Origin of the sequence: Pseudomonas bubulae (assembly GCF_900618535.1) — a bacterium.
In the GTDB taxonomy this organism is placed as follows: domain Bacteria; phylum Pseudomonadota; class Gammaproteobacteria; order Pseudomonadales; family Pseudomonadaceae; genus Aquipseudomonas; species Aquipseudomonas bubulae.
Window position 1 is genome coordinate 128,160 of the sequence record NZ_UYJA01000006.1, and the last position, 22,308, is coordinate 150,467.

A 22,308-nucleotide genomic window follows, 5' to 3' on the forward strand; every position below is an offset into this window, starting at 1 on the left:
CAGAGCGCCTATAAAACATAACAATTGTTTGATCCAGCTCTCTGAATCAGGCCGCAAATGCATTTATCCTGCATCACTTTAACGGCCATGCCTGCGCCGACTTGAACCGTGAAGGCCTCAATTACGTGACCAGCCCTCTTTTAGAAGCCGTAGCGCTCGCTTGTGAGCGTGACTGGCGGATGCTGTTCGAACACCTCGAATTGCGTCTGACCAGCGGCGACATGCTGCAAATCAGCGGCCCCAACGGCAGCGGCAAAACCAGCCTGCTGCGCTTGTTGGCGGGCCTGATGCAGCCAACGGCTGGCGAAGTACGGCTTAACGGTATGGCCCTGAGCGCCCAACGTCATGAATTGACCAGCAACTTGCTGTGGATCGGCCATGCGGCGGGAATCAAGGATTTGCTCACGGCCGAAGAAAACCTCAGCTGGCTGTGCGCCTTGCATCGCCCGGCAACCCGTGATGCCATCTGGGCTGCGTTGCACGAGGTCGGCTTGCAGGGCTTTGAGGATGTGCCTTGCCACACCTTGTCGGCAGGGCAGCAGCGCCGTGTGGCGCTGGCCCGCCTGTATCTGGACAGCCCGCCGTTGTGGATTCTCGACGAGCCGTTTACCGCGCTCGATAAACAGGGCGTGGCGCAACTCGAAGAACACCTGGCCCGCCACTGCGAAAGCGGCGGCATGGTGGTGCTCACCACGCACCATACCTTGACCCGGATGCCGGCCGGTTACCGCAATATCGACCTGGGGCAGTGGGCTGTATGAGTGTGTTTGCCGTGTTGGTGGCGCGCGAAGCGCGTTTGCTGTTCCGTCGCCCGGCCGAATTGGCCAACCCGTTGGTGTTCTTCGCGATTGTCATCGCAATGTTTCCGCTGGCCGTTGGCCCGGAGACGAAATTGTTGCAAACCTTGTCTCCAGGACTGCTGTGGGTCGCGGCCCTTTTAGCGGTTTTACTCTCGCTGGACGGGCTTTTCCGCAGTGATTTCGAGGACGGATCGCTTGAGCAGTGGGTCCTTTCGTCGCACCCCCTGCCTCTACTGGTACTGGCCAAGGTGCTGGCACACTGGGCGTTTTCCGGTCTGGCGCTGGTGATCCTGTCACCCCTGCTGGCCCTGATGCTCGGGCTGCCGGTGGCGTGCCTGCCGGTGTTGCTGATGTCGTTGCTGCTGGGGACGCCAGTGTTGAGCCTGCTTGGTGCCGTGGGCGCTGCCCTGACCGTGGGCCTCAAGCGCGGCGGCTTGCTACTGGCGCTATTGATTCTGCCTTTATATATCCCGGTATTGATCCTTGGTAGTGGCGCCCTGCAGGCGGCATTGCAAGGCATGCCTGCAACCGGTTATTTGCTCTGGCTTGGTAGCCTGACCGCCCTGGCTGTAACCCTGACACCTTTTGCAATAGCTGCCGGCCTGAAAATCAGCGTCGGCGAATAATGAGGTCTGGCCTGCGTGGGCCAGTAAAGACCCTGGCTGGCATGACAGCACACCTGTCGTGACCGGCACCGTGATGGAAGCAGCGTGATGAACTGGACTTGGTTTCACAAACTCGGCTCGCCCAAATGGTTCTATGCCATCAGTGGGCGGCTGTTGCCGTGGTTAAGCATTGCCGCCGTGTTGCTGATCACCTGCGGGGTGGTCTGGGGCCTGGCCTTTGCACCGCCGGACTACCAGCAGGGCAACAGCTTCCGCATCATCTATATCCATGTTCCTGCGGCCATGCTGGCGCAATCCTGCTACGTGATGCTGGCGGTGTGCGGTGTGGTAGGGCTGGTGTGGAAGATGAAAATCGCCGACGTGGCCCTGCAATCCGCCGCACCCATTGGCGCCTGGATGACAGCCGTGGCGCTGGTCACCGGTGCGGTGTGGGGCAAGCCGACCTGGGGCTCGTGGTGGGTCTGGGATGCGCGCCTGACCTCGATGCTGATTCTGCTGTTTCTGTATTTCGGCCTGATTGCCCTGGGCAACGCCATCACCAATCGCGACAGTGCGGCCAAGGCCTGCGCGGTGCTGGCGATTGTGGGCGTGATCAATATTCCGATCATCAAGTACTCGGTGGAGTGGTGGAACACCCTGCACCAGGGCGCGACCTTCACCCTGACCGAAAAACCGGCCATGCCCATGGAAATGTGGATGCCGCTGTTGCTCACGGTGCTGGGCTTTTATTGCTTCTTTGGCGCGGTGCTGCTGTTGCGCATGCGTCTTGAGGTGCTCAAGCGCGAGGCCCGCAGCAGCTGGGTCAAGGCTGAGGTGTTGAAGGCTCTGGAGGGTGCGCGATGAGTTTTGCTTCTTTTGGCGACTTTCTCGCCATGGGCCATCACGGGGTATATGTCTGGTCGGCCTATGGCATTTGCCTGGCGGTGCTGGGGTTGAACGTGGCACTGCCAATCATGGCGCGCCGGCGTTATCTGCAACAAGAGGCGCGTCGTTTGCGTCGGGAGAATTCGAAGTGAATCCGCTGCGCAAAAAACGCTTGATCATCATCCTGGCGATTCTGGTAGGGGTCGGCGCTGCCGTGGCCCTGGCCCTGAGCGCCTTGCAGCAGAACATCAACCTGTTTTACACCCCGACCCAGATCGCCAATGGCGAAGCGCCATTGGATACCCGGATCCGTGCCGGCGGCATGGTCGAAGACGGTTCGCTCAAGCGTTCAGGTGACTCGCTGGACGTGCAGTTTGTGGTCACCGATTTCAACAAGTCGGTGACCATCCAGTATCGCGGCATCCTCCCGGACTTGTTCCGTGAAGGGCAGGGCATCGTCGCGCTGGGCAAGCTCAATGCCCAGGGTGTGGTGGTGGCTGATGAAGTGCTGGCCAAACACGACGAAAAATACATGCCGCCCGAAGTGACCAAGGCGCTGAACGAAAGTGGCCAATCCGCGCCTGTGCCTGCAAGTGAGGGTAAGTACTGATGTCTGGACTCTATATTCCCGAATTGGGCCATCTGGCCATGATTCTGGCCCTGTGCTTTGCCATCGTGCAGGCCATCGTGCCGCTGCTGGGTGCCTGGCGTGGCGACAAGCTGTGGATGAGCCTGGCGCAACCCGCTGCCTGGGGGCAATTTGCCTTCTTGTTGTTCTCCTTTGCCTGCCTGACCTATGCCTTTATGGCCGATGACTTTTCGGTGGCGTACGTAGCCAGCAACTCAAACAGCGCGCTGCCGTGGTACTTCAAGTTCAGCGCGGTGTGGGGTGCCCACGAAGGCTCGCTGCTGTTGTGGGCGATGATCCTCGGCGGCTGGACCTTTGCCGTGTCGATCTTTTCGCGGCAGCTGCCACAAGTGATGCTGGCGCGGGTGCTGGCAATCATGGGCATGATCAGTGTCGGCTTCCTGCTGTTTTTGATCCTGACCTCAGACCCATTCGTGCGCTTGCTGCCGCAGATTCCTTCGGATGGCAACGACCTTAACCCGCTGCTGCAGGACATTGGCCTGATTGTTCACCCGCCAATGCTGTACATGGGCTATGTCGGTTTCTCCGTGGCTTTTGCCTTTGCCATTGCTGCCTTGCTCGGCGGTCGGCTGGACGCTGCCTGGGCGCGCTGGTCGCGACCATGGACCATCGTGGCATGGGCCTTCCTCGGCATCGGTATCACCCTGGGTTCATGGTGGGCTTATTACGAGCTTGGCTGGGGCGGCTGGTGGTTCTGGGATCCGGTAGAAAATGCTTCGTTCATGCCATGGTTGGTGGGTACGGCGCTGATTCACTCGCTGGCCGTGACCGAAAAACGTGGTGTGTTCAAGAGCTGGACCGTACTGCTGGCGATAGCTGCGTTTTCCCTGAGCCTGCTGGGTACGTTCCTGGTGCGTTCCGGCGTGTTGACCTCGGTGCATGCGTTCGCTTCCGACCCTGAGCGCGGCGTATTCATCTTGATCTTCCTGCTGTTTGTGGTCGGCGGTTCGCTGACCCTGTTTGCCCTGCGTGCGCCAGTGGTGAAAAGCCATGTCAGCTTCAAGCTGTGGTCCCGTGAGACCCTGCTGTTGGGCAACAACCTGATCCTGGTGGTGGCCGCGTCGATGATTCTGCTCGGCACCCTGTACCCACTGATTCTGGATGCCATCAGTGGCGCCAAGATGTCGGTGGGCCCGCCGTACTTCAACGCCCTGTTTATCCCGCTCATGGCTTTGCTGATGGTGGTGATGGCCGTCGGTGTGCTGGTGCGCTGGAAAGACACTCCGGTCAAATGGTTGTTGGGCATGCTCACCCCCGTACTGCTGGGCAGCGCCGCGCTGTCGGTAATTGCCGGAGTGGCTTATGGCGACTTCAACTGGGCGGTGCTGACCACCTTTATGCTGTCGGCCTGGGTGCTGCTGGCCGGGGTGCGTGACATCGGTGACAAAACCCGTCACAAGGGCCTGATCAAAGGCGTGCGCAGCCTGACCCGCAGCTACTGGGGCATGCAGATTGCCCACCTGGGTATCGCCGTGTGTGCGCTGGGGGTGGTGTTGTCGAGCCAGCACAGTGCCGAGCGCGACTTGCGCCTGGCACCGGGCGAGTCGATGGAGCTTGGCGGTTATCACTTTATTTTTGAAGGCGCCAAGCACTTCCAGGGTCCGAACTTTACGTCTGACAAAGGCACCGTGCGTGTCATCCGCAATGGCAAGGAAGTCAGCGTACTGCACCCGGAAAAACGCCTCTACACGGTGCAGAACTCGATGATGACCGAAGCCGGGATCGACGCCGGTTTCACCCGTGACCTCTATGTGGCGCTGGGTGAGCCCCTGGACAACGGCGCCTGGGCTGTGCGGGTGCATGTGAAACCGTTTGTGCGCTGGATCTGGTTTGGCGGTCTGCTCACAGGCTTTGGTGGATTGCTGGCAGCGATGGATCGTCGCTACCGGGTCAAGGTGAAAAGCCGCGTGCGTGAAGCACTGGGCATGACAGGAGCCACGGCATGAGACGTTGGTTGATGCTGGTCCCGCTGGCCGTTTTTCTCGGTATGGCGTGGTTTCTCTACCGGGGCTTGTATCTGGACCCGACCGAGCTGCCGTCGGCGATGATCGACAAGCCGTTCCCGGCCTTCAGCCTGCCTTCGGTGGAGGGGGACAAAACCCTCACCGAAGCTGACCTCAAGGGTAAGCCTGCGCTGGTCAACGTGTGGGCCACCTGGTGCATTTCATGCCGGGTCGAGCACCCGGTGCTGACCAAACTGGCCGATCAGGGTGTGCTGATCTACGGCGTGAACTACAAAGACGTCAACGAAGATGCGAAGAAGTGGCTTAAGGATTTCCACAACCCTTATCAGCTGGACATCAACGACGCAGACGGCTCCCTGGGCCTGAATCTGGGCGTGTACGGCGCTCCTGAGACATTCCTGATCGACAGCAAGGGCATCATCCGCCACAAGTTTGTCGGCGTGATCGACGAGACCGTGTGGCGTGAGCAGCTTGCGGGTAAATATCAGGCACTGGTTGACGAGGCCAAACCATGAAGCGCTGGCTAGCCGCCGTGGTTTTCGGTTTGACCCTGACCGGGGTTGCCCATGCCGCCATCGATACCTACGAGTTTGCCAACGACGCCGAGCGCGACCGTTTTCGTGAGCTGACCAAGGAACTGCGCTGCCCCAAGTGTCAGAACCAGGACATCGCCGACTCCAACGCCCCTATTGCCACCGACCTGCGCCGCGAGATCTATCGCATGCTCGGTGAAGGCAAGGACAACCAGCAGATCCTCGATTTCATGGTCGCCCGCTACGGCGATTTCGTGCTCTATAAACCGGCCCTGACCGGCAAGACCGCAGTGCTCTGGTTTGGCCCGCTGGCCCTGCTGGTGGGCGGTCTGGTGGTGATTGGCGTCATCGTCGGGCGCCGTCGACGTACAGAGCAGGTTGAAGGCTCGGACACACTTTCTGCCGAGGAGCGCAAGCGCCTCGACACTTTGCTGGATAAAACCAAAGATGATTGATTTCTGGCTCGCAGCAGGCTTGCTGCTACTGATAGCCCTCAGCTTTTTATTGATCCCGGTATTGCGCGGGCGCCGTGCCCAGCGCGAAGAAGACCGTACCGCTTTGAACGTTGCCTTGTATCAAGAGCGGGTGGCCGAGTTGCAAGCCCAGCGCGAAGAGGGCGTGTTGACCGCTGAACAGTTCGAAACCGGCCGCGCCGAAGCGGCCCGCGAATTGCTCGCGGACACCGAAGGTGTGGCGCCGGGGCGGGTGTCCAGTCTGGGCAAGGCCATTCCGTTGTTGGCCGCAGTGCTGGTGCCGGTACTGGGCTTGAGCCTGTACCTGCATTTTGGTTCCAGCGACAAGGTCGAACTGACCCGCGAGTTCTCCCAGCCGCCGCAATCCCTTGAAGAAATGGTCGCGCGCCTTGAGCGTGCCGCGGCTGCGCAACCTGACTCGGCCGAAGGCCTGTACTTCCTGGGCCGTGCCTATATGGCACAAAACCGTCCTGCGGATGCGGCCAGGGTGTTCGAACGCGCGGCCAACCTGGCCGGTCGTCAGCCCGAGTTGCTGGGCCAGTGGGCGCAGGCGCAGTACTTTGCCGACGATAAAAAGTGGAGCGACAAAATCCAGGCGCTGACCGATGAAGCCTTGAAGGCCGACCCGAAGGAAGTCACCAGCCTGGGCCTGCTGGGCATCGCCGCCTTCGAGGACCAGCGCTTCGAACAGGCCATTGGCTACTGGCAACGGTTGATGACCGAACTGCCTGAAGGCGACGCCTCCCGTGCGGCGCTGGAAGGGGGTATTGCAAAGGCCCGTGAGCAACTGCAGGCCAGCGGTGGCAAGGTTGAAACTGCACCTGTGGCCAAGGCGATGGCCTCGATCAAGGTCAACGTGGATCTGGCCGATGCGGTCAAGGCCAGTGCCTTGCCGGGTGACAGCGTGTTTATCTTTGCCCGTGCGGTCTCCGGCCCGCCGGCACCGTTGGCGGTCAAGCGCGTGACTGTGGCGGACCTGCCGATCACGGTTGAGCTGGGCGATGTCGACGCAATGATGCCGCAATTGAAACTGTCCAACTTTCCTGAAGTCCAATTAATGGCACGCATCTCCCGTGCTGGCCAGCCAACAGCAGGCGAGTGGGTAGGGCGCAGCCAGCCGCTGTCTAGCAGCACTCGGGAGCTGCAACAACTGACCATCGACAGCCCGGATAAATAAATGCCCCGAATCTGGCAGCGGGCTTGCTCGCGATGCAGACGACGCGGTCCTCCAGTGAATCCGCATTGATTGAATCGCGAGCAAGTCCGCTGCCACAGGGGGTCTTAGCTGACTTACAAGAGAAGCCGCCATGGCCGTATTCGCCCGTATTACCTTGCTCGCGCTAGCTCTAGGCCTGAGCGCCTGTGCGGTTCAACAGCCTTACGAACCGCCTGCGCCAACAACGCCGATGCCGCAGCCGACACCCCAGCCCTCGGGCAAGCCCCTGCCGGACATGCCGATTCCCAAGGCGCCAAAACCGTTGCCGCGCACCTCGGCGACCTTTGCGCCGCCGCCGGGCGGGCCTAGCCACTGGGATGCGCGTCTGGGCGTGTATGTGCTGGATAACCAGACCAACGTCTTCTACCGCCAGCGCGCCTACTACCGCTGGGACAACGGCTGGAGCCGCGCGGTGAGCCCCAACGGGCCGTGGGAAGAGACCGATATCAGCGGCGTACCGCCGGGGTTGAGTCGGCAGTTCAAGTAAAGCCAAGCGGCGACCTTCGGGTCGCCGTTTTGGTTTGGGGCTGTGGTTAAAACGCCGCCTTGCCCACCGATGCACCACCATCGACAAACAGCGTCTGGCCGGTAATAAAACCGCTGCTCTCAGACAGTAGAAAGGCAATCGCCGAGGCGATTTCTGCGGGCTGGCCCAGACGTGCCATTGGCACGCCTGCCAGATAGCGTGCTTCGCCCGCGGAACCGGGCGGGTTGTTGGCGCGGAACAGCTCCGTCTCGGTCGGGCCGGGGGCCACGGCGTTTACGGTTATGCCTGTTTGTGCCAGTTCCAGTGCCCAGGAGCGGGTAAAGCTGACCAGCGCCGCCTTGGCTGCGGCATAGGCCGTACGCTGGGTGATGCCGAGTACGGTCAGGCTGGAAATATTCACGACTCGCCCCCAGCCCCGGCTGCGCATGCCGGGCAATAACGCCTGGGTGGCCTGCAGCGCCGAATGCAGGTTAACTCGCATGACGTCATCGAATGCATCCAGATCAATTTCGCCCAATGCTTGCGGGCGCACCAGGCCGACGTTGTTGACCAGCCCGTCGAAGGCGAAACGTTCGCTGAGTTCCTTGAGTACCTGTGCGCTGCGTTCGCGGTCGGCCAGATCAAGGGCGACCAGTGTGCCGGGGAAATCCGGGTCGTCTGCATTGCGGGCTATGCCCACCACGGTGTGGCCTGCCTGGGCCAGATGTTCGCACAACGCGCGACCGATGCCTTTGCTGGCGCCGGTGACAAGGTAGGTACGTTGGGTCATGGTGTGCTCCCTATTTAAAGACGGTGAGCATGATACCTTGGCAAGCGCTTGTGGGAGCGGGCAGGTTTGCGAGGCGCTTTTAGTGGCGGCCTGTCTCGGCCTCTTCCGGTCACCCCCTAAATCTGTATACTTCTTTTCCGTTCGTGTCAGGGCTTTGTGCATCTGATACCGGACTTATCTCCCGGCACCTTGCCGGCCATTGCTGCAAGCACCGGCTCAACGTGCTAGCGCACGCTTTGCCTTTTGACCTGGGACGCCTCTTGCGTTCCGTCACTTGCCAGCCATCACTTTGACAACCCACGGACCGCTGTCCGCTATCGCCTGCCTGTCAGGAAATCCGGGTTGTTGCACCTGCCGATTTCGGCCTTTCGTTGCGTCTGTAACGACTGTGTGCGCATAAGAAAGGAGAAAGGAATGTTCCAACTTTCCACCCTCACCGTGTTGCTGCTTCTGTTCTGTTTTTATGGCCTGACCTTTTTGGTGTCGTTGCGCGTGGGCCGCAAGGACGAAAACGTCGACGGCTATATGGTCTCCAATAACTCCATCGGCTTTGGCATGTCGGCCGCCAGCATGACGGCCACCTGGATCTGGGCCGCTTCCTTTTACGCCGCCGCCAGTGCGGGCTACAAGTTTGGTCTCTCGGGGGCCTTGCACTATGGCTTCTGGGGCGCGCTGATGATTCTGTTTATCTACCCCTTTGGCCGGCGTTTCCGGCAACTGGCGCCCAAGGCCCATACCCTGGCGGAGATCATGCACGCACGGCACGGGCGTTCCAGCCAGATGATTCTGGCGGGTTCCAATATCGTCGGCAGTCTGATCAGCCTGATGGTCAATTTCACCGCCGCCGGGGCACTGGTCGCGGTGCTTTCGCCGCTGAGCTTTACCCATGGTGTGCTTATCGCCGGTGTCGGGATTCTGACTTACACCATCTGGTCAGGGTTTCGCTCATCGGTGCTTACTGATTTCGGCCAGCTATTCGCCATGATCTTCGCTGCGGTGGTGATTATTCCGATTATTTTCTTCCAGTTGGGCGGCCCTGAAATCTTCGCCCAGGGCATGCCGAGGATCACCCCCGAGCAAGCCAGCTTCTATTCGAAAACCGCGATTCTGGAGCAGGGCGCACCTTACTTCGTGGCCGTGCTGGCCTACGCCATTGGTAACCAGACCATCGCCCAGCGGCTGTTTGCCGTGCGTGAAGACTTGATGAAGTCGACATTCGTCACCGCCACCATCGGTTATGCCTCGATTGTGATCGGGCTGGGCATGCTGGGGTTTCTGGCCCTGCTGGCAGGTATCGAGCCGCAGGATGGCGACCTCAATAACCTGATCCCGCAAATGGCCTCGACCTACTTGCCGCCGTTTGCGGTGGGGCTGTTTTTCATCATGGTGATCGGTTCGCTGTCGTCCACGGCGGATTCCGACCTGTCCGCCTTGTCGGCGCTGGTGATGACTGACGTGTATGGCAAGAACATAGCCAAGGGCAAACCCAATCCAAAAACCATGTTGTTTGTCGGGCGCCTGACCATGGTGCTGGCAACCATGCTGGCGATGATTTTTGCCAGCATGAAACTCGATATCCTGACCATGCTGATTTTTGTCGGCGCGCTATGGGGCGCGATTGTCTTTCCTGTTATTGCCAGCCTGTATTGGCAGCGGATTACCAACGCGGCCTTTACCAGTGCAGCGATTGCCGGGTTTGTGATGTTTTTGGTCGCCCGCTTCGAATTGTTGCAGATGCAAGGTGCGGTGGCGCTGTTCTTCGAACTCTGTGCCTCGATCGGCGGCGGGGTGGTGATTGGCCTGATGGCGTTCGGCTTTTTTGGCAAGCGCGTGGGCTTTGTGATGGGCGGATTGGCGTTCTTGGTACTGGCGCCATTCGCGTTCGGTTTTCTCCGCGATTACCCGGTGTTGCTCAGTTCATTGACCGCTTACGGTGTCAGCACCGTGGTGTGTGTGCTGGTGAGCTTGCTGGCCAATGAAACCTTTGATTTTGACTGTATCAACGAACGTGTTGTGGCCTTCCACCACACCGTCGAATCTGCCACTGAAAAAGGAGCCACCCCATGTCCAGTTTCGCTTTGACCCTGTATGTCCTGATCTGGCCAGCCATTGCCGGGGCCGTAATGTTGACCCTGTGCGTCAGCCTGTGGCGCGATATGCGCAAGGCCAAGCGTGAGGGTACGGATCTGGTCTGAATGTTTGATGGGGTAGCCGCTGCCTCGCCAGCGGCTACGCAAATTGTGTAGGGTGCTTGCTGATCACTATCAGGAGCCGGTCATGCGCCCATTCGAATTCAAGCAAGTTGACGTTTTCAGCAGCGTTGCCCTCAAGGGCAACCCGGTGGCCGTGGTGTTGAATGCCGACAGCCTGAGTGACACACAAATGGCCGACTTTGCGCGCTGGACCAATCTGAGTGAAACCACTTTTGTGCTCAAACCGCAAAACCCTGATGCCGATTACCGCCTGCGAATTTTTACCACTCTCAACGAGCTGCCTTTTGCTGGCCACCCTACGCTGGGCAGTTGCCACGCCTGGCTGGAAGCCGGCGGCGTGCCCCGCGGTCAAGAGATCGTGCAGGAGTGCGCCGCGGGGTTGATCCGTCTTCGTCGCCAGGCCGGGCAACTGGCTTTTACTGCACCGCCCCTGTTGCGTACGGGTGCTGTTGAGGGGGATTTGCTGCAGCGTATCTGCCGTGGCCTGGGCATCGAGGCGCAGGCGGTGGTGCAGGCGCGTTGGGTCGATAATGGCCCGGGCTGGGTGGCGTTGATGTTGCGTGAGCGTGAGCAGGTGCTGGCTTTAGAGCCCGATTACTCGCAGTTGCTCGGACTGTCGATCGGTGTGGTTGCCCCTTGGCAGCCTGAACTCGATGGCGACGAGGCGCAGTTTGAAGTGCGCGCATTCTGTGCCGGCGAGGGCATGCCCGAAGATCCGGTGACCGGTAGCCTGAATGCCGGGCTGGCGCAGTGGCTGATCGGCGCAGGCCTTGCCCCGGCGCATTATGTGGCCAGCCAGGGTACGGCAATGGGGCGGGCAGGGCGGGTGTCGATCGAGCAGATCGGCGAGGATATCTGGGTGGGCGGCCCGGCGGTGACCTGTATTAGCGGGCAATTGACGCTCTGAGCCTCATGCCCCTTTTGCTTTCACCGCCCGCTTGGGTCTGGCCTTGCCCGTAGCGGCCTTGCGTTTCTTCTTCCAGGCTGGCGCCGCACCGGCCGGGCTGGCCGGACCGCTGATCGTCATGGTCATGGCGCTGCAACGTTCGATATGTTTGCTCATCCACGCCGCCTGTTTGGCGACGAATACGTCGAGGGTCATTTCGCCGCTTTGCACCATGTCCAGCGCCTGCTCCCAGATGGCCGTGGTGCCGGGGTCGGCAATGGCGCGCGGTACCGCGTCGATCAGGCTAAAGGCGGGGGCGGTCGCCGCCAGGGCCTTGCCGTTTTTGCTCAGGTAACCGCGATCGAGCAAGCCCTGGATGATGCCGGCGCGGGTGGCTTCGGTGCCGATACCGGTGGTGTCCTTGAGTTTTTGCTTGAGCAGCGGGTCCTGCACCAGCTTGGCGACGTTTTTCATCGCCTTGATCAGGTCGCCTTCGGTGAACGGCTTGGGCGGCTGGGTCCACAAGTCCTTGAGGTTGACCGCGGCAATCGCGCAGTCCAGCCCTTCGCGCAATAACGGCAGGGGCTGTGGAGCAGGGGCTTCGCGACCTTTGGCCGGGGCCAGTGCCTCGGGCAGGGCGCGCTTCCAGCCGGGCTCGACGATCTGCTTGCCGACGGCCCGCAGGTTTTGCCCTGCACAATCAAAGTCGGCCTGGGTGCGGTCGTATTCATGGTTGGGCAGAAACTGCGCGAGGTAGCGTGCGCGAATCAGCGTATATACCGCGCGATGTTTGCCGCTCAGGCGTTCAATATTCTTTGCAGCAGCTGTAGGAATAATGCCGTGGTGGGCGCTGACTTTTGCGTCGTTCCAGGCCCGTGAACGGCGCTGGGGGTCCAGATGGCTGGCCAGTGGTGAAAGTGACGGATCGGCCTGTTGCAAGGCGCTGAGAATCGACGCGGCTTCGCCGTGCTGGCTCTGTGGCAAGTAGCCGCAATCGCTGCGCGGATAGGTGACGACCTTATAGGTTTCGTACAGGGCCTGGGCAATATCGAGGGTTTCCTGGGCGCCGAGGCCGAGCTTTTTTGAACACACTTCCTGCAGCGTGCCCAGATCGAACGGCAATGGCGCGACTTCACGCATGCGCTCGGTGCGCAGCTTGATCACCCGGGCGCTGCTGGCGCTTTGCATTGCACTTGCGGCCTGTTGGGCGTGGGCCTGGTTGAGGCAGCGGTCCTGGTCGTCGCAGGTGTCGGGATCGGCCCGCCATTGCGCGGTGAATAACTGCCCGTCGTGCCTGAGCTGTACGTCTATGGCCCAGTAGGCCACGGGGATAAAGTCGCTGATGCTACGATCACGATCGACCACCAGCCGCAGCGTAGGGGTCTGCACACGGCCCACTGGCAATACGCCTTGATAGCCCGACTGGCGGCCGAGCAGGGTAAACAGGCGGCTCATGTTCATGCCGATCAACCAGTCGGCCCGCGAGCGGCCGAGGGCCGAATGATAGAGGTTGAAGGTTTCGCTGCCGGGCTTGAGCGCAGCCAGGGCCTTGCGGATCGAGGCGTCGTCCAGGGCCGACAGCCACAGGCGCTGGATGGGGCCGCGGTAGCGGCAGTGCTCGACCAGTTCGCGGGCAATCATCTCGCCTTCGCGGTCGGCGTCGGTGGCGATGACCAGTTCTGTGGCTTCACCGAGCAGGCGCTTGACGGCCTTGAACTGGCTGGCGGTCTTGGGTTTGACGCGCATTTTCCATTTTTCCGGAATGATCGGCAGGTCAGCCAGTAGCCAGCGCTTGTAGCGCTCATCGTAGGCGTCGGGCGGGGCGGTTTCGAGCAGGTGACCGATGCACCAGGTGACGGTGGCATTGGCGCCCACCCAGCAGCCATCACCGCGGCGGCTGGCACCGAGCACGGCGGCAATATCTTTGGCCTGGGAGGGTTTTTCACACAGAAACAGCCGCATCGCTCAACTCATTCACGCATCGCAGAAGATGCACAGCATGGGCAGAGACAGGCGCGAGAGCAAGTTTTTTTACTGTTGATATGTACAGGCTTTTGCAGGTGCTGCAAAACCTGGGGGAGCTGGCTTGCCTGCGATGCAGGCGAGGGGGGCAGTCAGGCGTACCGGGGGCATCCCTTCGCGAGCAAGCCCGCTCCCACAATGGAAGGCGGGCTTGCAACAGGACAGGGGATTATTGCGCGTTGTAGATCTGGTCGAACACGCCACCGTCGTTGAAGTACTTTTTCTGCACGTCGCGCCAGTCGCCGAAGGTTTTTTCAACCGACAGGAAGTCGACTTTCGGAAAACGGTCGTTGTACTTGGCGAGAATTGCCTGGTCACGCGGGCGCAGGTAGTTTTTAGCAGCGATTTCCTGGCCTTCAGGCGACCACAGGTACTTGAGGTAGGCTTCGGCCGTGGCGCGGGTGCCTTTTTTGTCGACCACTTTGTCCACTACCGTCACAGGCGGCTCGGCTTCTGCCGATACGCTCGGGTAGATCACTTCGAACTGGTCGCGACCAAATTCACGGGCGATCATTTCCGCCTCGTTTTCGAACGTCACCAGCACATCGCCGATCTGATTGGTCATAAAGGTGGTGGTGGCTGCACGACCGCCGGTATCAAGCACTGGGGCCTGCTTGAACAACTTGGCCACAAAGTCCTTGGCCTTGGTTTCGTCACCGCCGTTTTTCAGTACATAGCCCCAGGCCGACAGGAAGGTGTAGCGGCCGTTACCCGAGGTTTTCGGGTTGGGTACGATGACCTGTACGCCGTCCTTGAGCAGGTCGGGCCAGTCTTTCAGAGCCTTGGGGTTGCCCTTGCGCACGATGAAAACGGTAGCCGAGGTAAACGGTGCGCTGTTGTCCGGCAGGCGGGTGACCCAGTTTTCCGGGACCAGATGGCCGTTGTCGGCCAGGGCATTGATGTCGGTGGCCATGTTCATGGTGATCACGTCCGCCGGCAAGCCATCGATGACCGAGCGGGCCTGTTTGCTGGAACCACCAAATGACATTTGTACGTTGAGCTTTTCGCCGTTGTGCTCTTGTGCCCAGTGCTTCTGGAAGGCTGCGTTGTAGTCTTTGTAGAAATCACGCATCACATCGTAGGACACGTTTAGCAGTGGCGGTGGGGTCGCTGCACTCGCGACACTGCCAAGGGCCAGGCCAGCGGCCAGAATTGAGGCACTAAAGAGTTTTTTCACTGCGCATTCCTTGTTATAGGGAGCAATAAGGGCAAATTGCCAGTAACTATAGCGACTGTCGCATAGTCCTTAAAAGATTAAAAAGTGCTGTGGTTATGCTTTTTTCGTAAAAAGAGCATTGCCGCACCGTGAACAAAAAGACGCCGATTGTTCGTGAGTGTTCTTTTTGCAGGTCGGGCAGTCGTGCTTGAGTTGCTCGCCACGCATGGCGTTGGCCAATTCGGCAGTGAAGATGCCGGTGGGCACGGCAATGATCGAGTAGCCGGTGATCATCACCATCGCCGAGATCACTTGCCCCAGTACGGTTTTGGGCACTATGTCACCAAAACCCACAGTCGTCAGGGTGACAATGGCCCAATAGATACTTACCGGAATACTGGTAAAGCCGTTTGCAGGCCCTTCGACCACATACATCAGACTGCCGAACACCGTAACCAGGGTGGAGACGCTGACCAGGAACACGATGATTTTTTGCTTGCTGCCGCGCAGCGCCGAGAGCAGATAGTTGGCCTGGCTCAGGTAGGGGCGCAGCTTGAGGATACGAAAAATCCGCAACATGCGAATGATGCGGATGATCAACAGGTACTGCGCGTCGCTGTAATAGATCGCCAGAATCCCCGGCACAATGGCCAGCAAATCCACCAGGCCGTAGAAGCTGAAGGCGTAACGCAGAGGTTTGGGCGAGCAATACAGACGCAGGCCGTATTCCACGGCGAATACAAAGGTGAAACCCCACTCGATATAGGCCAGCAGTTTGGCGTAGTCGCGGTGAATGCTGTTGATGCTGTCGAGCACCACGACCACCAGGCTGCACAGGATGATCAGCAGCAGGGCGGTGTCGAAACGCCGCCCCGCCGGGGTATCGGCCTGAAAGACCATCACATACAAGCGCTGGCGCCAGTCATTGTTATCCATGCAGGTTGCTCGATGCCCAAAGGTCAGAAGGTTCGAGTATTAACGCTCAATGCGCAACCTGCATTGTTCTTGTGCAGGGTGCAGGATGCGCACACTGGCGTGCACCAGCCAGCATCCGAGGATAAAGGGTGCGGTCAGGGGGGCGAGGCCCAGGGCAATAAAGCCCGGGGTGATCAGCAAGGTCACGATAATCCCCGCCACGGGCAGCCAGGGACGCCGTGCTTGCTGACTCAGGGCCAATGCGGCGAGTGCAGGGTTGTAGCCGGCCAGGCCGTCCAGTGCAGCCGCGCTGTCCTGTTGATACAAGGCAAACAGCATACCGGTCAGTGAACCGGTGATGGCCCATAGTGCCGCGCGCCAGTTGCTCAGCCACAGGCCGATCACAATCAGCAACCCGGCCAGCGGGTGTGGCAGCAGCATGACCTGGGCAATGCCCTTGAACAGCCCCTGTGCCAGTGTGAGGCCATTGACGGCCTGGGTGTGGTCCATGGCTTGTGCAGGCGGGTTGGTCAGGTGCAGCAGGATCCAGCCAATACCCACAAACGGCGCGGTGTAGGCCAGCAGGCTTTGCCCGGGGGTGGCGCGCTTGAGCCACTGATGCACGAGCATCGTACTCAGTCCGGCACTGGCAATGATCAGCAAGGGCAACAGGGCAGACCATTCAAGCTGGTGGCTTATCAGCAAGCCCAGCAAGATACCGTTGTAGCTGTACAGACCCGCCTGGCGTTCGGCCTTGGGATAGTCGCGCCGTTGCGCGGTGAGGAGCCCGGCAATACCGCCGAGCAAGGCGCCACCGAGCAGGGTGGGGGCACTGATCAGAATGGCCAGCAGGCACAGCACGCCGCACAGAGGATGACGCTGGAGGAAGATCTGGCCGAAACCGGCGCACAGGGCCGTCGCCCAGTCGGGGCAGGGGTTTGAACTCATGATTGTTACCTGGTAGTCGCAGCCGAGGCACGAAGGCTGCGAGCTCTTGATTGGCTCCCTGCATGATCAAGAACTCGCAGCCTTCGTGCCTCGGCAGCGACTACAGGTAGTGCGGTCTCCCCAAAAAGGGCAGACCGGTGGGCTTACTTGTCGCGAATCGAGAAGTTGGCCATGTGCTCCAGGCCCTTGATCAGCGCCGAGTGGTCCCAGTTGCTGCCACCGATGGCCGCGCAGGTGCTGAACACTTGCTGGGCATTGGCGGTGTTGGGCAGGTTGATCCCCAGCTCACGGGCACCGGCCAGGGCCAGGTTGAGGTCTTTTTGATGCAGGCTGATACGGAAGCCCGGGTCAAAAGTGCCCTTGATCATGCGCTCGCCGTGCACTTCGAGGATTTTCGAGGAGGCAAAGCCACCCATCAGCGCTTCGCGAACCTTGGCCGGGTCAGCGCCGTTTTTCGCGGCAAATACCAGGGCTTCGGCCACGGCCTGGATATTCAGGGCGACGATGATCTGGTTGGCTACCTTGGCGGTTTGACCGTCGCCATTGCCGCCCACCAGGGTGATGTTCTTGCCCATGCTCTGCAGCAGCGGCAGGGCGCGGGCGAAGGTTTTTTCGTCACCGCCGACCATGATGCTCAGTGAGCCGGCCTTGGCGCCAACTTCACCGCCGGATACCGGCGCGTCGAGGTACTGAGCACCCTTGGCGTTGATTTTTTCGGCGAACGCTTTGGTGGCCGTAGGCGAGATCGAACTCATGTCGATCACCACCTTGTTCGGGCTCAGGCCCGCGGCGATGCCGTCCTCACGAAACAGCACATCCTCAACCTGAGGGGTGTCCGGCACCATGACGATGATGAATTCGGCTTCCTGGGCCACTTCTCGCGGGCTGGCCAGGGCGATTGCGCCAGCGGCAACCAGATCGGCCGGTGCGGCGCCGTGGTGGGTCGACAGAAACAGGCTATGCCCGGCCTTCTGCAGGTTGCTGGCCATGGGTGAGCCCATGATGCCCGTGCCGATAAATCCGATTTTAGCCATGACAAATCCTCTTGTTTTTCTTAGGGCGATTCAGAGTAGGTGGTCTGATGTGGGAGCGGGCTTGCTCGCGATGGGATCGCTCCCACAGAGTTACACCGCGTTATGGGTCTTGAGCCACGCCAGACCGGCCTCGGTGCTGGTCAGCGGCTTGTACTCACAGCCAACCCAACCCTGATAGCCGATGCGGTCCAGGTGATCGAACAAAAAGCGGTAGTTGATTTCGCCGGTGCCCGGTTCGTGGCGACCAGGGTTATCGGCCAGCTGGATATGGTTGATCTGCGGCAGATGAGTCTGCATGGTGCGGGCCAGGTCACCCTCCATGATTTGCATGTGGTAGATGTCGTATTGCAGGAACAGATTGCTGCTGCCGACCTTTTCCTGGATCGCCAGTGCCTGCTGGGTGTTGTTCAGGTAAAAGCCCGGGATGTCGAGGGTGTTGATCGATTCCATCACCAGCTTGATGCCGACTGCCTGCAGCTTGTCGGCGGCGTATTTGAGGTTGGCGACGAAGGTTTTTTCGACCGTGGCGTCGTCCACGCCCTGGGGGCGGATGCCGGCCAGGCAGTTGATCTGGTCGTTGCCCAGCACTTGCGCGTAAGCGATGGCCAGGTCGACCCCGGCGCGGAACTCTTCAACCCGGTCCGGCAGGCAGGCAATCCCGCGCTCGCCCTTGGCCCAGTCACCGGCCGGCAGGTTGAACAGCACCTGGGTCAGTTTATTGGCATCGAGCTGGGCCTTGATGTCGGCCGAGTTGTAATCGTAAGGGAACAGGTATTCAACGCCATGAAAACCAGCGTTGGCGGCCGCTTGAAAACGGACAAGAAAATCCTGCTCGGTGAACAGCATGGACAGGTTGGCGGCAAAACGCGGCATGGTGAACTCCTGCTTTTTGTCCCCTCTCCTCGGGAGAGGGGGTGAGGGCTATAAATTAATCCAGCATCGAAATGGCGGTCGGTGCATCGTTACCCACCAGCGCCAGGTCTTCAAATTCATTTACGCCGTTGATTTCGGTGCCCATCGAGATATTGGTCACACGCTCCAGGATGATTTCCACCATCACCGGCACGCGGAATTCCTTGATCAGCTCCTGGGCCTTGCGCAGGGCAGGCTGGATTTCACTCGGTTCGAACACGCGCAAGGCCTTGCAACCCAGGCCTTGAACGACGGCCACGTGGTCAACGCCATAGCCGTTAAGCTCCGGTGCGTTGAGGTTGTCGAAAGCCAACTGCACGCAGTAGTCCATTTCAAACCCGCGCTGGGCCTGACGGATTAGCCCCAGGTAGGAGTTGTTAACCACCACGTGGATATAGGGCAGGTTGAACTGAGCGCCCACGGCCAGTTCTTCGATCATGAACTGGAAGTCGTAGTCGCCGGACAGTGCCACCACATTGCGATCAGGGTCGGCCTTGACCACCCCCAGCGCCGCCGGAATGGTCCAGCCCAGAGGGCCGGCCTGGCCGCAGTTGATCCAGTGGCGAGGTTTGTACACATGCAGGAATTGTGCGCCGGCAATCTGTGACAAACCGATGGTGCTGACATAGCAGGTGTCTTTGCCGAACACCTGGTTCATTTCTTCGTACACGCGTTGTGGCTTGACCGGCACGTTGTCGAAGTGGGTCTTGCGCTGCATCGTGGCCTTGCGCTGCTGGCAGTCCTGCAGCCAGGCGCTGCGGTTTTTCAGCTTGCCGGCAGCTTTCCATTCGCGGGCTACTTCAAGGAATACCTTGAGCGCGGCACCGGCGTCGGAAACGATGCCCAGATCCGGGTTGAATACCCGGCCGATCTGGGTCGGTTCGATATCCACGTGAATGAACTTGCGGCCTTCGGTGTACACATCCACCGAACCGGTATGGCGGTTGGCCCAGCGGTTGCCGATGCCCAATACCACATCGGACTTGAGCAGGGTGGCGTTGCCATAACGGTGCGAGGTTTGCAGGCCGACCATGCCCACCATCAGCGGGTGGTCATCGGCGATGGTGCCCCAGCCCATCAGGGTCGGAATCACCGGGATACCGGTCAGTTCGGCGAATTCCACCAGCAGGTCGCTGGCGTCGGCATTGATCACGCCGCCACCGCTGACCAGCAGCGGGCGTTCCGCCTGATCGAGCATGGTCAGGGCTTTTTCGGCCTGCAGCCGGTTTGCCGTTGGTTTGGCCAGTGGCAGCGGTTCGTAGGCGTCAATGTCGAATTCGATTTCGGCCATCTGCACATCGAACGGCAGATCGATCAGCACCGGGCCAGGGCGACCGGAGCGCATTTCGTAAAAGGCTTTCTGGAAGGCGTAAGGCACCTGGCCCGGCTCCATCACCGTGGTCGACCACTTGGTGACGGGCTTGACGATGGCGGTGATATCCACCGCCTGGAAGTCTTCTTTGTGCATCCGTGCCCGTGGGGCCTGGCCGGTGATGCACAGAATCGGGATCGAGTCGGCCGAGGCACTGTACAGGCCCGTCACCATATCGGTACCGGCAGGCCCCGAGGTGCCGATGCACACGCCGATATTGCCGGCCTTGGTGCGGGTATAGCCCTCGGCCATGTGCGAGGCGCCTTCGACGTGGCGAGCAAGGACGTGATCGATGCCACCGACCTTTTTCAGGGCCGAGTACAGCGGGTTGATGGCGGCGCCCGGGATACCGAATGCGGTATCGACACCTTCGCGACGCATCACCAGAACGGCGGCTTCGATTGCTCTCATTTTGCTCATTGTTTTGTGCCTCTTACGTTTTGTAATTGTATACAAGTGGCTGTTGGGCGAGTGTATTCATCCTCCGCTGTGCAGGTCAATGGCTTTTATCGATTCGATGGTTGATCACAAGCAAGCCTTGTATTCAGGCTTGTTCGCTGGGTTTTGTTTTTTTGATTGCTGAAAAATTGTATACAAAATAGATTTGTATTGTGTTCTATTGGTGTTATTGAGTGCGCCTCGCGAGGTGCGCCGAAGGCTTTCCATAACAAGATAAGGATGGCAACCATGAGTGCTTTAACCTTGAAAGTCGCTTTAGAACTGACCGCTCAGGCCTTGAGCGTCGGGCGTCAGATCAGTGCTGCGCCGCTGACGGTAGTGGTGCTCGACAGTGGCGGGCATTTGCTGGCGTTGCAGCGCGAAGACGGCGCCAGCCTGCTGCGCCCCAGCATTGCGATTGGCAAAGCCTGGGGCGCGATTGCCTTAGGCAAGGGCTCGCGTCTGCTGGCACTGGACGCGCAACAGCGCCCGGCGTTCTTCGCGGCGCTTAATGGCATGGGGCAAAGTGACGTGGTGCCTGCGCCGGGTGGGGTATTGATTCGTGATGAGGCGGGGCAGGTAATCGGTGCTGTTGGTATCAGCGGCGATACGTCGGATATCGACGAGCAATGCGCGATCAGCGCGGTAGAAGCGCTGGGCCTGCGGGCGGATGCGGGGGTGGCGGTCTGATTTGGGCTGAGTGATTGACCGCCTTCGCGAGCAGGCTCGCTCCCACAGATTGTGCGCAGGGTGGGAGCGAGCCTGCTCGCGAAGGCATTGTTGAGACACATTCAGCTAAAAAACGCCCCGTCCTCATTGTTCTTTCAGGGCTAGCCTTTTCATTACTCATCTATGAAAAGGCAAAGGAATGCCGTCTTTAGCTGCTTCACACCGCCTGCGTATCGGCCGCTGTTCCGAGCCAAATCGAATTTACCTGTTGAGCACCAACACGCTCTGCAGAGAGCCCATCTTTAAAGACTTTACCTTGGGACGATTAGTCGTCGCACAATTTCGCGCTGCCCAAGACCAGGGTTTTGCAGACTCGTTGGCCTGGGTCGTCATGCCAGATCACGTTCATTGGTTGATCGAATTACACCGTGGGACGCTCGGTGGCTTGATGCAACGAACCAAGTCTTTGAGTACCCAGGCTGTCAGGCGATCAACTGATCGCAAAATCAGCCTTTGGCAAAATGGCTTCCATGACCGGGCATTAAGGCGAGAAGAGGATCTGGTGAATGTTGCTCGTTATGTTGTCGCCAATCCGTTGCGGGCACGACTGGTCGAGAAGCTCGGTGACTATCCCCTGTGGGATGCAATCTGGGTTTGAAAGGGCTTCGCGAGCAGGCTCGCTCCCACAGATTGTGCGCAGGGTGGGAGCGAGCCTGCTCGCGAAGGTCCCAGCGTGGTTTATCGGTCCGGTTCGCAGCCCTTCAGCACCAACCGGATAATGGTTTGGGTTGCCGCTTCGTAGTCGCTGTCTTCAAGCTTGGTCTTGCCGGTGATGGCTGAGATCTGCCAGTCGAAGTCGGCGTAGGTCTGGGTTGCCGCCCAGATGCTGAACATCAGGTGGTGCGGGTCGATGGCGGCAATCTGGCCGCGGTCGATCCAGGTCTGGATGCAGGCGATGTTGTGTTGGGCCTGGGCATTCAACAGCTCTACCTGTTTCTCACTCAAGTGCGGGGCGCCATGCATGATTTCGCTGGCGAACACTTTCGAGGCAAAGGGCAGGTCACGGGAAATCACGATTTTTGAGCGGATGTAATTGCTCAATACCGTATTCGGCTCGCCATCGGCGTTGAACGGCGTCGAAGCCCGCAGGATCGGGTCGATAATGCTTTCAAGCACCTCGCGATAGAGGTTTTCCTTGGATTTGAAGTAGTAGTAGACATTGGGCTTGGGCACGCCGGCCTTGGCCGCGATATCGCTGGTTTTGCTGGCGGCGAAACCCTTGTCAGCGAATTCTTCGCTGGCGGCACGCAAAATCAGTTCTTTGTTACGCTCGCGGATACTGCTCATAAACCCGATATGTCC

24 protein-coding genes are annotated in these 22,308 nt (G+C 59.8%); 15 read left to right on the forward strand and 9 right to left on the reverse strand.

Annotation, left to right across the window (positions count from 1 at the left end; all coding sequences use genetic code 11):
- Positions 1-125: 125 nt before the first annotated feature.
- From ccmA to PPTH39_RS20670, 10 genes are all read left to right on the forward strand, one after another.
- Positions 126-761: a cytochrome c biogenesis heme-transporting ATPase CcmA gene (gene ccmA, locus PPTH39_RS20625; protein WP_095018952.1), complete on the forward strand. Its 636-nt coding sequence runs from the start codon at positions 126-128 to the stop codon at positions 759-761.
- Complete coding sequence (gene ccmB, locus PPTH39_RS20630; RefSeq protein ID WP_016781529.1) at positions 758-1,426, forward strand: heme exporter protein CcmB; 669 nt, start codon at positions 758-760, stop codon at positions 1,424-1,426. The genes ccmA and ccmB overlap by 4 nt, the downstream gene beginning before the upstream one ends.
- 84 nt (positions 1,427-1,510) lie before the next feature.
- Entirely contained in the window at positions 1,511-2,269 is a 759-nt protein-coding gene (locus PPTH39_RS20635) for a heme ABC transporter permease (protein ID WP_176464856.1), read from the forward strand.
- A complete protein-coding gene (gene ccmD, locus PPTH39_RS20640) occupies positions 2,266-2,442 on the forward strand; it encodes a heme exporter protein CcmD (RefSeq protein ID WP_016781528.1) in 177 nt (58 codons plus the stop codon). The genes PPTH39_RS20635 and ccmD overlap by 4 nt, the downstream gene beginning before the upstream one ends.
- A complete protein-coding gene (gene ccmE / locus PPTH39_RS20645; RefSeq protein ID WP_016781527.1) occupies positions 2,439-2,900 on the forward strand; it encodes a cytochrome c maturation protein CcmE in 462 nt (153 codons plus the stop codon). Before ccmD ends, ccmE begins: the two co-directional genes overlap by 4 nt.
- Positions 2,900-4,885: a heme lyase CcmF/NrfE family subunit gene (locus tag PPTH39_RS20650; protein ID WP_165446540.1), complete on the forward strand. Its 1,986-nt coding sequence runs from the start codon at positions 2,900-2,902 to the stop codon at positions 4,883-4,885. Before ccmE ends, PPTH39_RS20650 begins: the two co-directional genes overlap by 1 nt.
- Entirely contained in the window at positions 4,882-5,418 is a 537-nt protein-coding gene (locus tag PPTH39_RS20655; RefSeq protein WP_088377708.1) for a DsbE family thiol:disulfide interchange protein, read from the forward strand. The genes PPTH39_RS20650 and PPTH39_RS20655 overlap by 4 nt, the downstream gene beginning before the upstream one ends.
- A complete protein-coding gene (locus PPTH39_RS20660; protein WP_095024377.1) occupies positions 5,415-5,891 on the forward strand; it encodes a cytochrome c-type biogenesis protein in 477 nt (158 codons plus the stop codon). The genes PPTH39_RS20655 and PPTH39_RS20660 overlap by 4 nt, the downstream gene beginning before the upstream one ends.
- On the forward strand, positions 5,884-7,086 hold the full coding sequence (gene ccmI / locus PPTH39_RS20665; protein WP_095021431.1) for a c-type cytochrome biogenesis protein CcmI: 1,203 nt from the start codon (positions 5,884-5,886) through the stop codon (positions 7,084-7,086). The genes PPTH39_RS20660 and ccmI overlap by 8 nt, the downstream gene beginning before the upstream one ends.
- A 130-nt stretch (positions 7,087-7,216) precedes the next feature.
- Positions 7,217-7,612 carry a hypothetical protein gene (locus PPTH39_RS20670; protein WP_095021432.1) on the forward strand — a complete coding sequence of 132 codons (396 nt, stop codon included), beginning with the start codon at positions 7,217-7,219 and terminating at the stop codon, positions 7,610-7,612.
- A 46-nt stretch (positions 7,613-7,658) separates the two neighbouring features.
- Here the strand turns inward: PPTH39_RS20670 and PPTH39_RS20675 are convergent, their stop codons facing one another.
- Positions 7,659-8,381, reverse strand: coding sequence for an SDR family oxidoreductase (locus tag PPTH39_RS20675; protein ID WP_095002073.1), 723 nt, complete (start codon positions 8,379-8,381; stop codon positions 7,659-7,661).
- A gap of 414 nt (positions 8,382-8,795) precedes the next feature.
- Between PPTH39_RS20675 and PPTH39_RS20680 the strand changes: the two genes are divergently transcribed.
- The 3 genes from PPTH39_RS20680 (at position 8,796) to PPTH39_RS20685 (ending at position 11,501) form a co-directional block, all read left to right on the forward strand.
- Positions 8,796-10,463 carry a sodium:solute symporter family protein gene (locus PPTH39_RS20680; RefSeq protein WP_130872378.1) on the forward strand — a complete coding sequence of 556 codons (1,668 nt, stop codon included), beginning with the start codon at positions 8,796-8,798 and terminating at the stop codon, positions 10,461-10,463.
- Positions 10,445-10,576, forward strand: a complete 132-nt coding sequence (locus PPTH39_RS23755) for a putative transporter small subunit (RefSeq protein WP_016781520.1) — start codon at positions 10,445-10,447, stop codon at positions 10,574-10,576. The genes PPTH39_RS20680 and PPTH39_RS23755 overlap by 19 nt, the downstream gene beginning before the upstream one ends.
- An 82-nt stretch (positions 10,577-10,658) precedes the next feature.
- Positions 10,659-11,501, forward strand: a complete 843-nt coding sequence (locus PPTH39_RS20685; protein WP_130872379.1) for a PhzF family phenazine biosynthesis protein — start codon at positions 10,659-10,661, stop codon at positions 11,499-11,501.
- Between the two features lie 3 nt (positions 11,502-11,504).
- Here the strand turns inward: PPTH39_RS20685 and PPTH39_RS20690 are convergent, their stop codons facing one another.
- The 7 genes from PPTH39_RS20690 to gcl all read right to left on the reverse strand — a co-directional run bounded on the left by PPTH39_RS20690 (position 11,505) and on the right by gcl (position 20,259).
- The gene (locus tag PPTH39_RS20690; protein WP_130872380.1) at positions 11,505-13,442 is read right to left on the reverse strand and encodes a DNA topoisomerase III; all 1,938 of its coding nucleotides are present in this window, start codon (positions 13,440-13,442) and stop codon (positions 11,505-11,507) included.
- Between the two features lie 229 nt (positions 13,443-13,671).
- Positions 13,672-14,679: a sulfate ABC transporter substrate-binding protein gene (locus tag PPTH39_RS20695; RefSeq protein ID WP_095019582.1), complete on the reverse strand. Its 1,008-nt coding sequence runs from the start codon at positions 14,677-14,679 to the stop codon at positions 13,672-13,674.
- 93 nt (positions 14,680-14,772) lie between these two features.
- A complete protein-coding gene (locus tag PPTH39_RS20700) occupies positions 14,773-15,594 on the reverse strand; it encodes an ion transporter (RefSeq protein WP_095002068.1) in 822 nt (273 codons plus the stop codon).
- 39 nt (positions 15,595-15,633) lie between these two features.
- Positions 15,634-16,521 carry an urea transporter gene (locus tag PPTH39_RS20705; protein WP_130872381.1) on the reverse strand — a complete coding sequence of 296 codons (888 nt, stop codon included), beginning with the start codon at positions 16,519-16,521 and terminating at the stop codon, positions 15,634-15,636.
- A 143-nt stretch (positions 16,522-16,664) separates the two neighbouring features.
- Positions 16,665-17,555 (reverse strand): 2-hydroxy-3-oxopropionate reductase, encoded by an 891-nt coding sequence (locus tag PPTH39_RS20710; protein ID WP_046809691.1) that lies wholly within the window; start codon positions 17,553-17,555, stop codon positions 16,665-16,667.
- A gap of 90 nt (positions 17,556-17,645) precedes the next feature.
- A complete protein-coding gene (gene hyi, locus PPTH39_RS20715) occupies positions 17,646-18,428 on the reverse strand; it encodes a hydroxypyruvate isomerase (protein ID WP_095002066.1) in 783 nt (260 codons plus the stop codon).
- Positions 18,429-18,483: 55 nt separating this feature from the next.
- Positions 18,484-20,259, reverse strand: coding sequence for a glyoxylate carboligase (gcl, locus tag PPTH39_RS20720; RefSeq protein WP_095002065.1), 1,776 nt, complete (start codon positions 20,257-20,259; stop codon positions 18,484-18,486).
- Between the two features lie 267 nt (positions 20,260-20,526).
- Here gcl and PPTH39_RS20725 point away from each other — a divergent pair, with 267 nt between their 5' ends.
- Together PPTH39_RS20725 and PPTH39_RS20730 are read left to right on the forward strand one after the other, a co-directional pair.
- Positions 20,527-20,967, forward strand: a complete 441-nt coding sequence (locus tag PPTH39_RS20725) for a GlcG/HbpS family heme-binding protein (RefSeq protein WP_095002064.1) — start codon at positions 20,527-20,529, stop codon at positions 20,965-20,967.
- A 178-nt stretch (positions 20,968-21,145) separates the two neighbouring features.
- On the forward strand, positions 21,146-21,604 hold the full coding sequence (locus PPTH39_RS20730; protein WP_095019578.1) for an REP-associated tyrosine transposase: 459 nt from the start codon (positions 21,146-21,148) through the stop codon (positions 21,602-21,604).
- Positions 21,605-21,684: 80 nt separating this feature from the next.
- On the opposite strand, the gene PPTH39_RS20735 is transcribed toward PPTH39_RS20730, so the two are convergent.
- A complete protein-coding gene (locus PPTH39_RS20735; RefSeq protein ID WP_095021338.1) occupies positions 21,685-22,293 on the reverse strand; it encodes a TetR/AcrR family transcriptional regulator in 609 nt (202 codons plus the stop codon).
- Positions 22,294-22,308 lie beyond the last annotated feature (15 nt).

Excerpts from the sequence above, each read along its gene's own strand:
- ccmB (WP_016781529.1), top strand. The coding sequence starts at position 758 with ATGAGTGTGTTTGCCGTGTTGGTGGCGCGCGAAGCGCGTTTGCTGTTC.
- ccmD (WP_016781528.1), top strand. The coding sequence starts at position 2,266 with ATGAGTTTTGCTTCTTTTGGCGACTTTCTCGCCATGGGCCATCACGGG.
- PPTH39_RS20650 (WP_165446540.1), top strand. The coding sequence starts at position 2,900 with ATGTCTGGACTCTATATTCCCGAATTGGGCCATCTGGCCATGATTCTG.
- PPTH39_RS20655 (WP_088377708.1), top strand. The coding sequence starts at position 4,882 with ATGAGACGTTGGTTGATGCTGGTCCCGCTGGCCGTTTTTCTCGGTATG.
- PPTH39_RS20660 (WP_095024377.1), top strand. The coding sequence starts at position 5,415 with ATGAAGCGCTGGCTAGCCGCCGTGGTTTTCGGTTTGACCCTGACCGGG.
- ccmI (WP_095021431.1), top strand. The coding sequence starts at position 5,884 with ATGATTGATTTCTGGCTCGCAGCAGGCTTGCTGCTACTGATAGCCCTC.
- PPTH39_RS20670 (WP_095021432.1), top strand. The coding sequence starts at position 7,217 with ATGGCCGTATTCGCCCGTATTACCTTGCTCGCGCTAGCTCTAGGCCTG.
- PPTH39_RS20675 (WP_095002073.1), bottom strand. The coding sequence starts at position 8,381 with ATGACCCAACGTACCTACCTTGTCACCGGCGCCAGCAAAGGCATCGGT.
- PPTH39_RS20680 (WP_130872378.1), top strand. The coding sequence starts at position 8,796 with ATGTTCCAACTTTCCACCCTCACCGTGTTGCTGCTTCTGTTCTGTTTT.
- PPTH39_RS23755 (WP_016781520.1), top strand. The coding sequence starts at position 10,445 with ATGTCCAGTTTCGCTTTGACCCTGTATGTCCTGATCTGGCCAGCCATT.
- PPTH39_RS20685 (WP_130872379.1), top strand. The coding sequence starts at position 10,659 with ATGCGCCCATTCGAATTCAAGCAAGTTGACGTTTTCAGCAGCGTTGCC.
- PPTH39_RS20690 (WP_130872380.1), bottom strand. The coding sequence starts at position 13,442 with ATGCGGCTGTTTCTGTGTGAAAAACCCTCCCAGGCCAAAGATATTGCC.
- PPTH39_RS20700 (WP_095002068.1), bottom strand. The coding sequence starts at position 15,594 with ATGGATAACAATGACTGGCGCCAGCGCTTGTATGTGATGGTCTTTCAG.
- PPTH39_RS20705 (WP_130872381.1), bottom strand. The coding sequence starts at position 16,521 with ATGAGTTCAAACCCCTGCCCCGACTGGGCGACGGCCCTGTGCGCCGGT.
- PPTH39_RS20710 (WP_046809691.1), bottom strand. The coding sequence starts at position 17,555 with ATGGCTAAAATCGGATTTATCGGCACGGGCATCATGGGCTCACCCATG.
- hyi (WP_095002066.1), bottom strand. The coding sequence starts at position 18,428 with ATGCCGCGTTTTGCCGCCAACCTGTCCATGCTGTTCACCGAGCAGGAT.
- gcl (WP_095002065.1), bottom strand. The coding sequence starts at position 20,259 with ATGAGCAAAATGAGAGCAATCGAAGCCGCCGTTCTGGTGATGCGTCGC.
- PPTH39_RS20725 (WP_095002064.1), top strand. The coding sequence starts at position 20,527 with ATGAGTGCTTTAACCTTGAAAGTCGCTTTAGAACTGACCGCTCAGGCC.
- PPTH39_RS20730 (WP_095019578.1), top strand. The coding sequence starts at position 21,146 with ATGCCGTCTTTAGCTGCTTCACACCGCCTGCGTATCGGCCGCTGTTCC.
- PPTH39_RS20735 (WP_095021338.1), bottom strand. The coding sequence starts at position 22,293 with ATGAGCAGTATCCGCGAGCGTAACAAAGAACTGATTTTGCGTGCCGCC.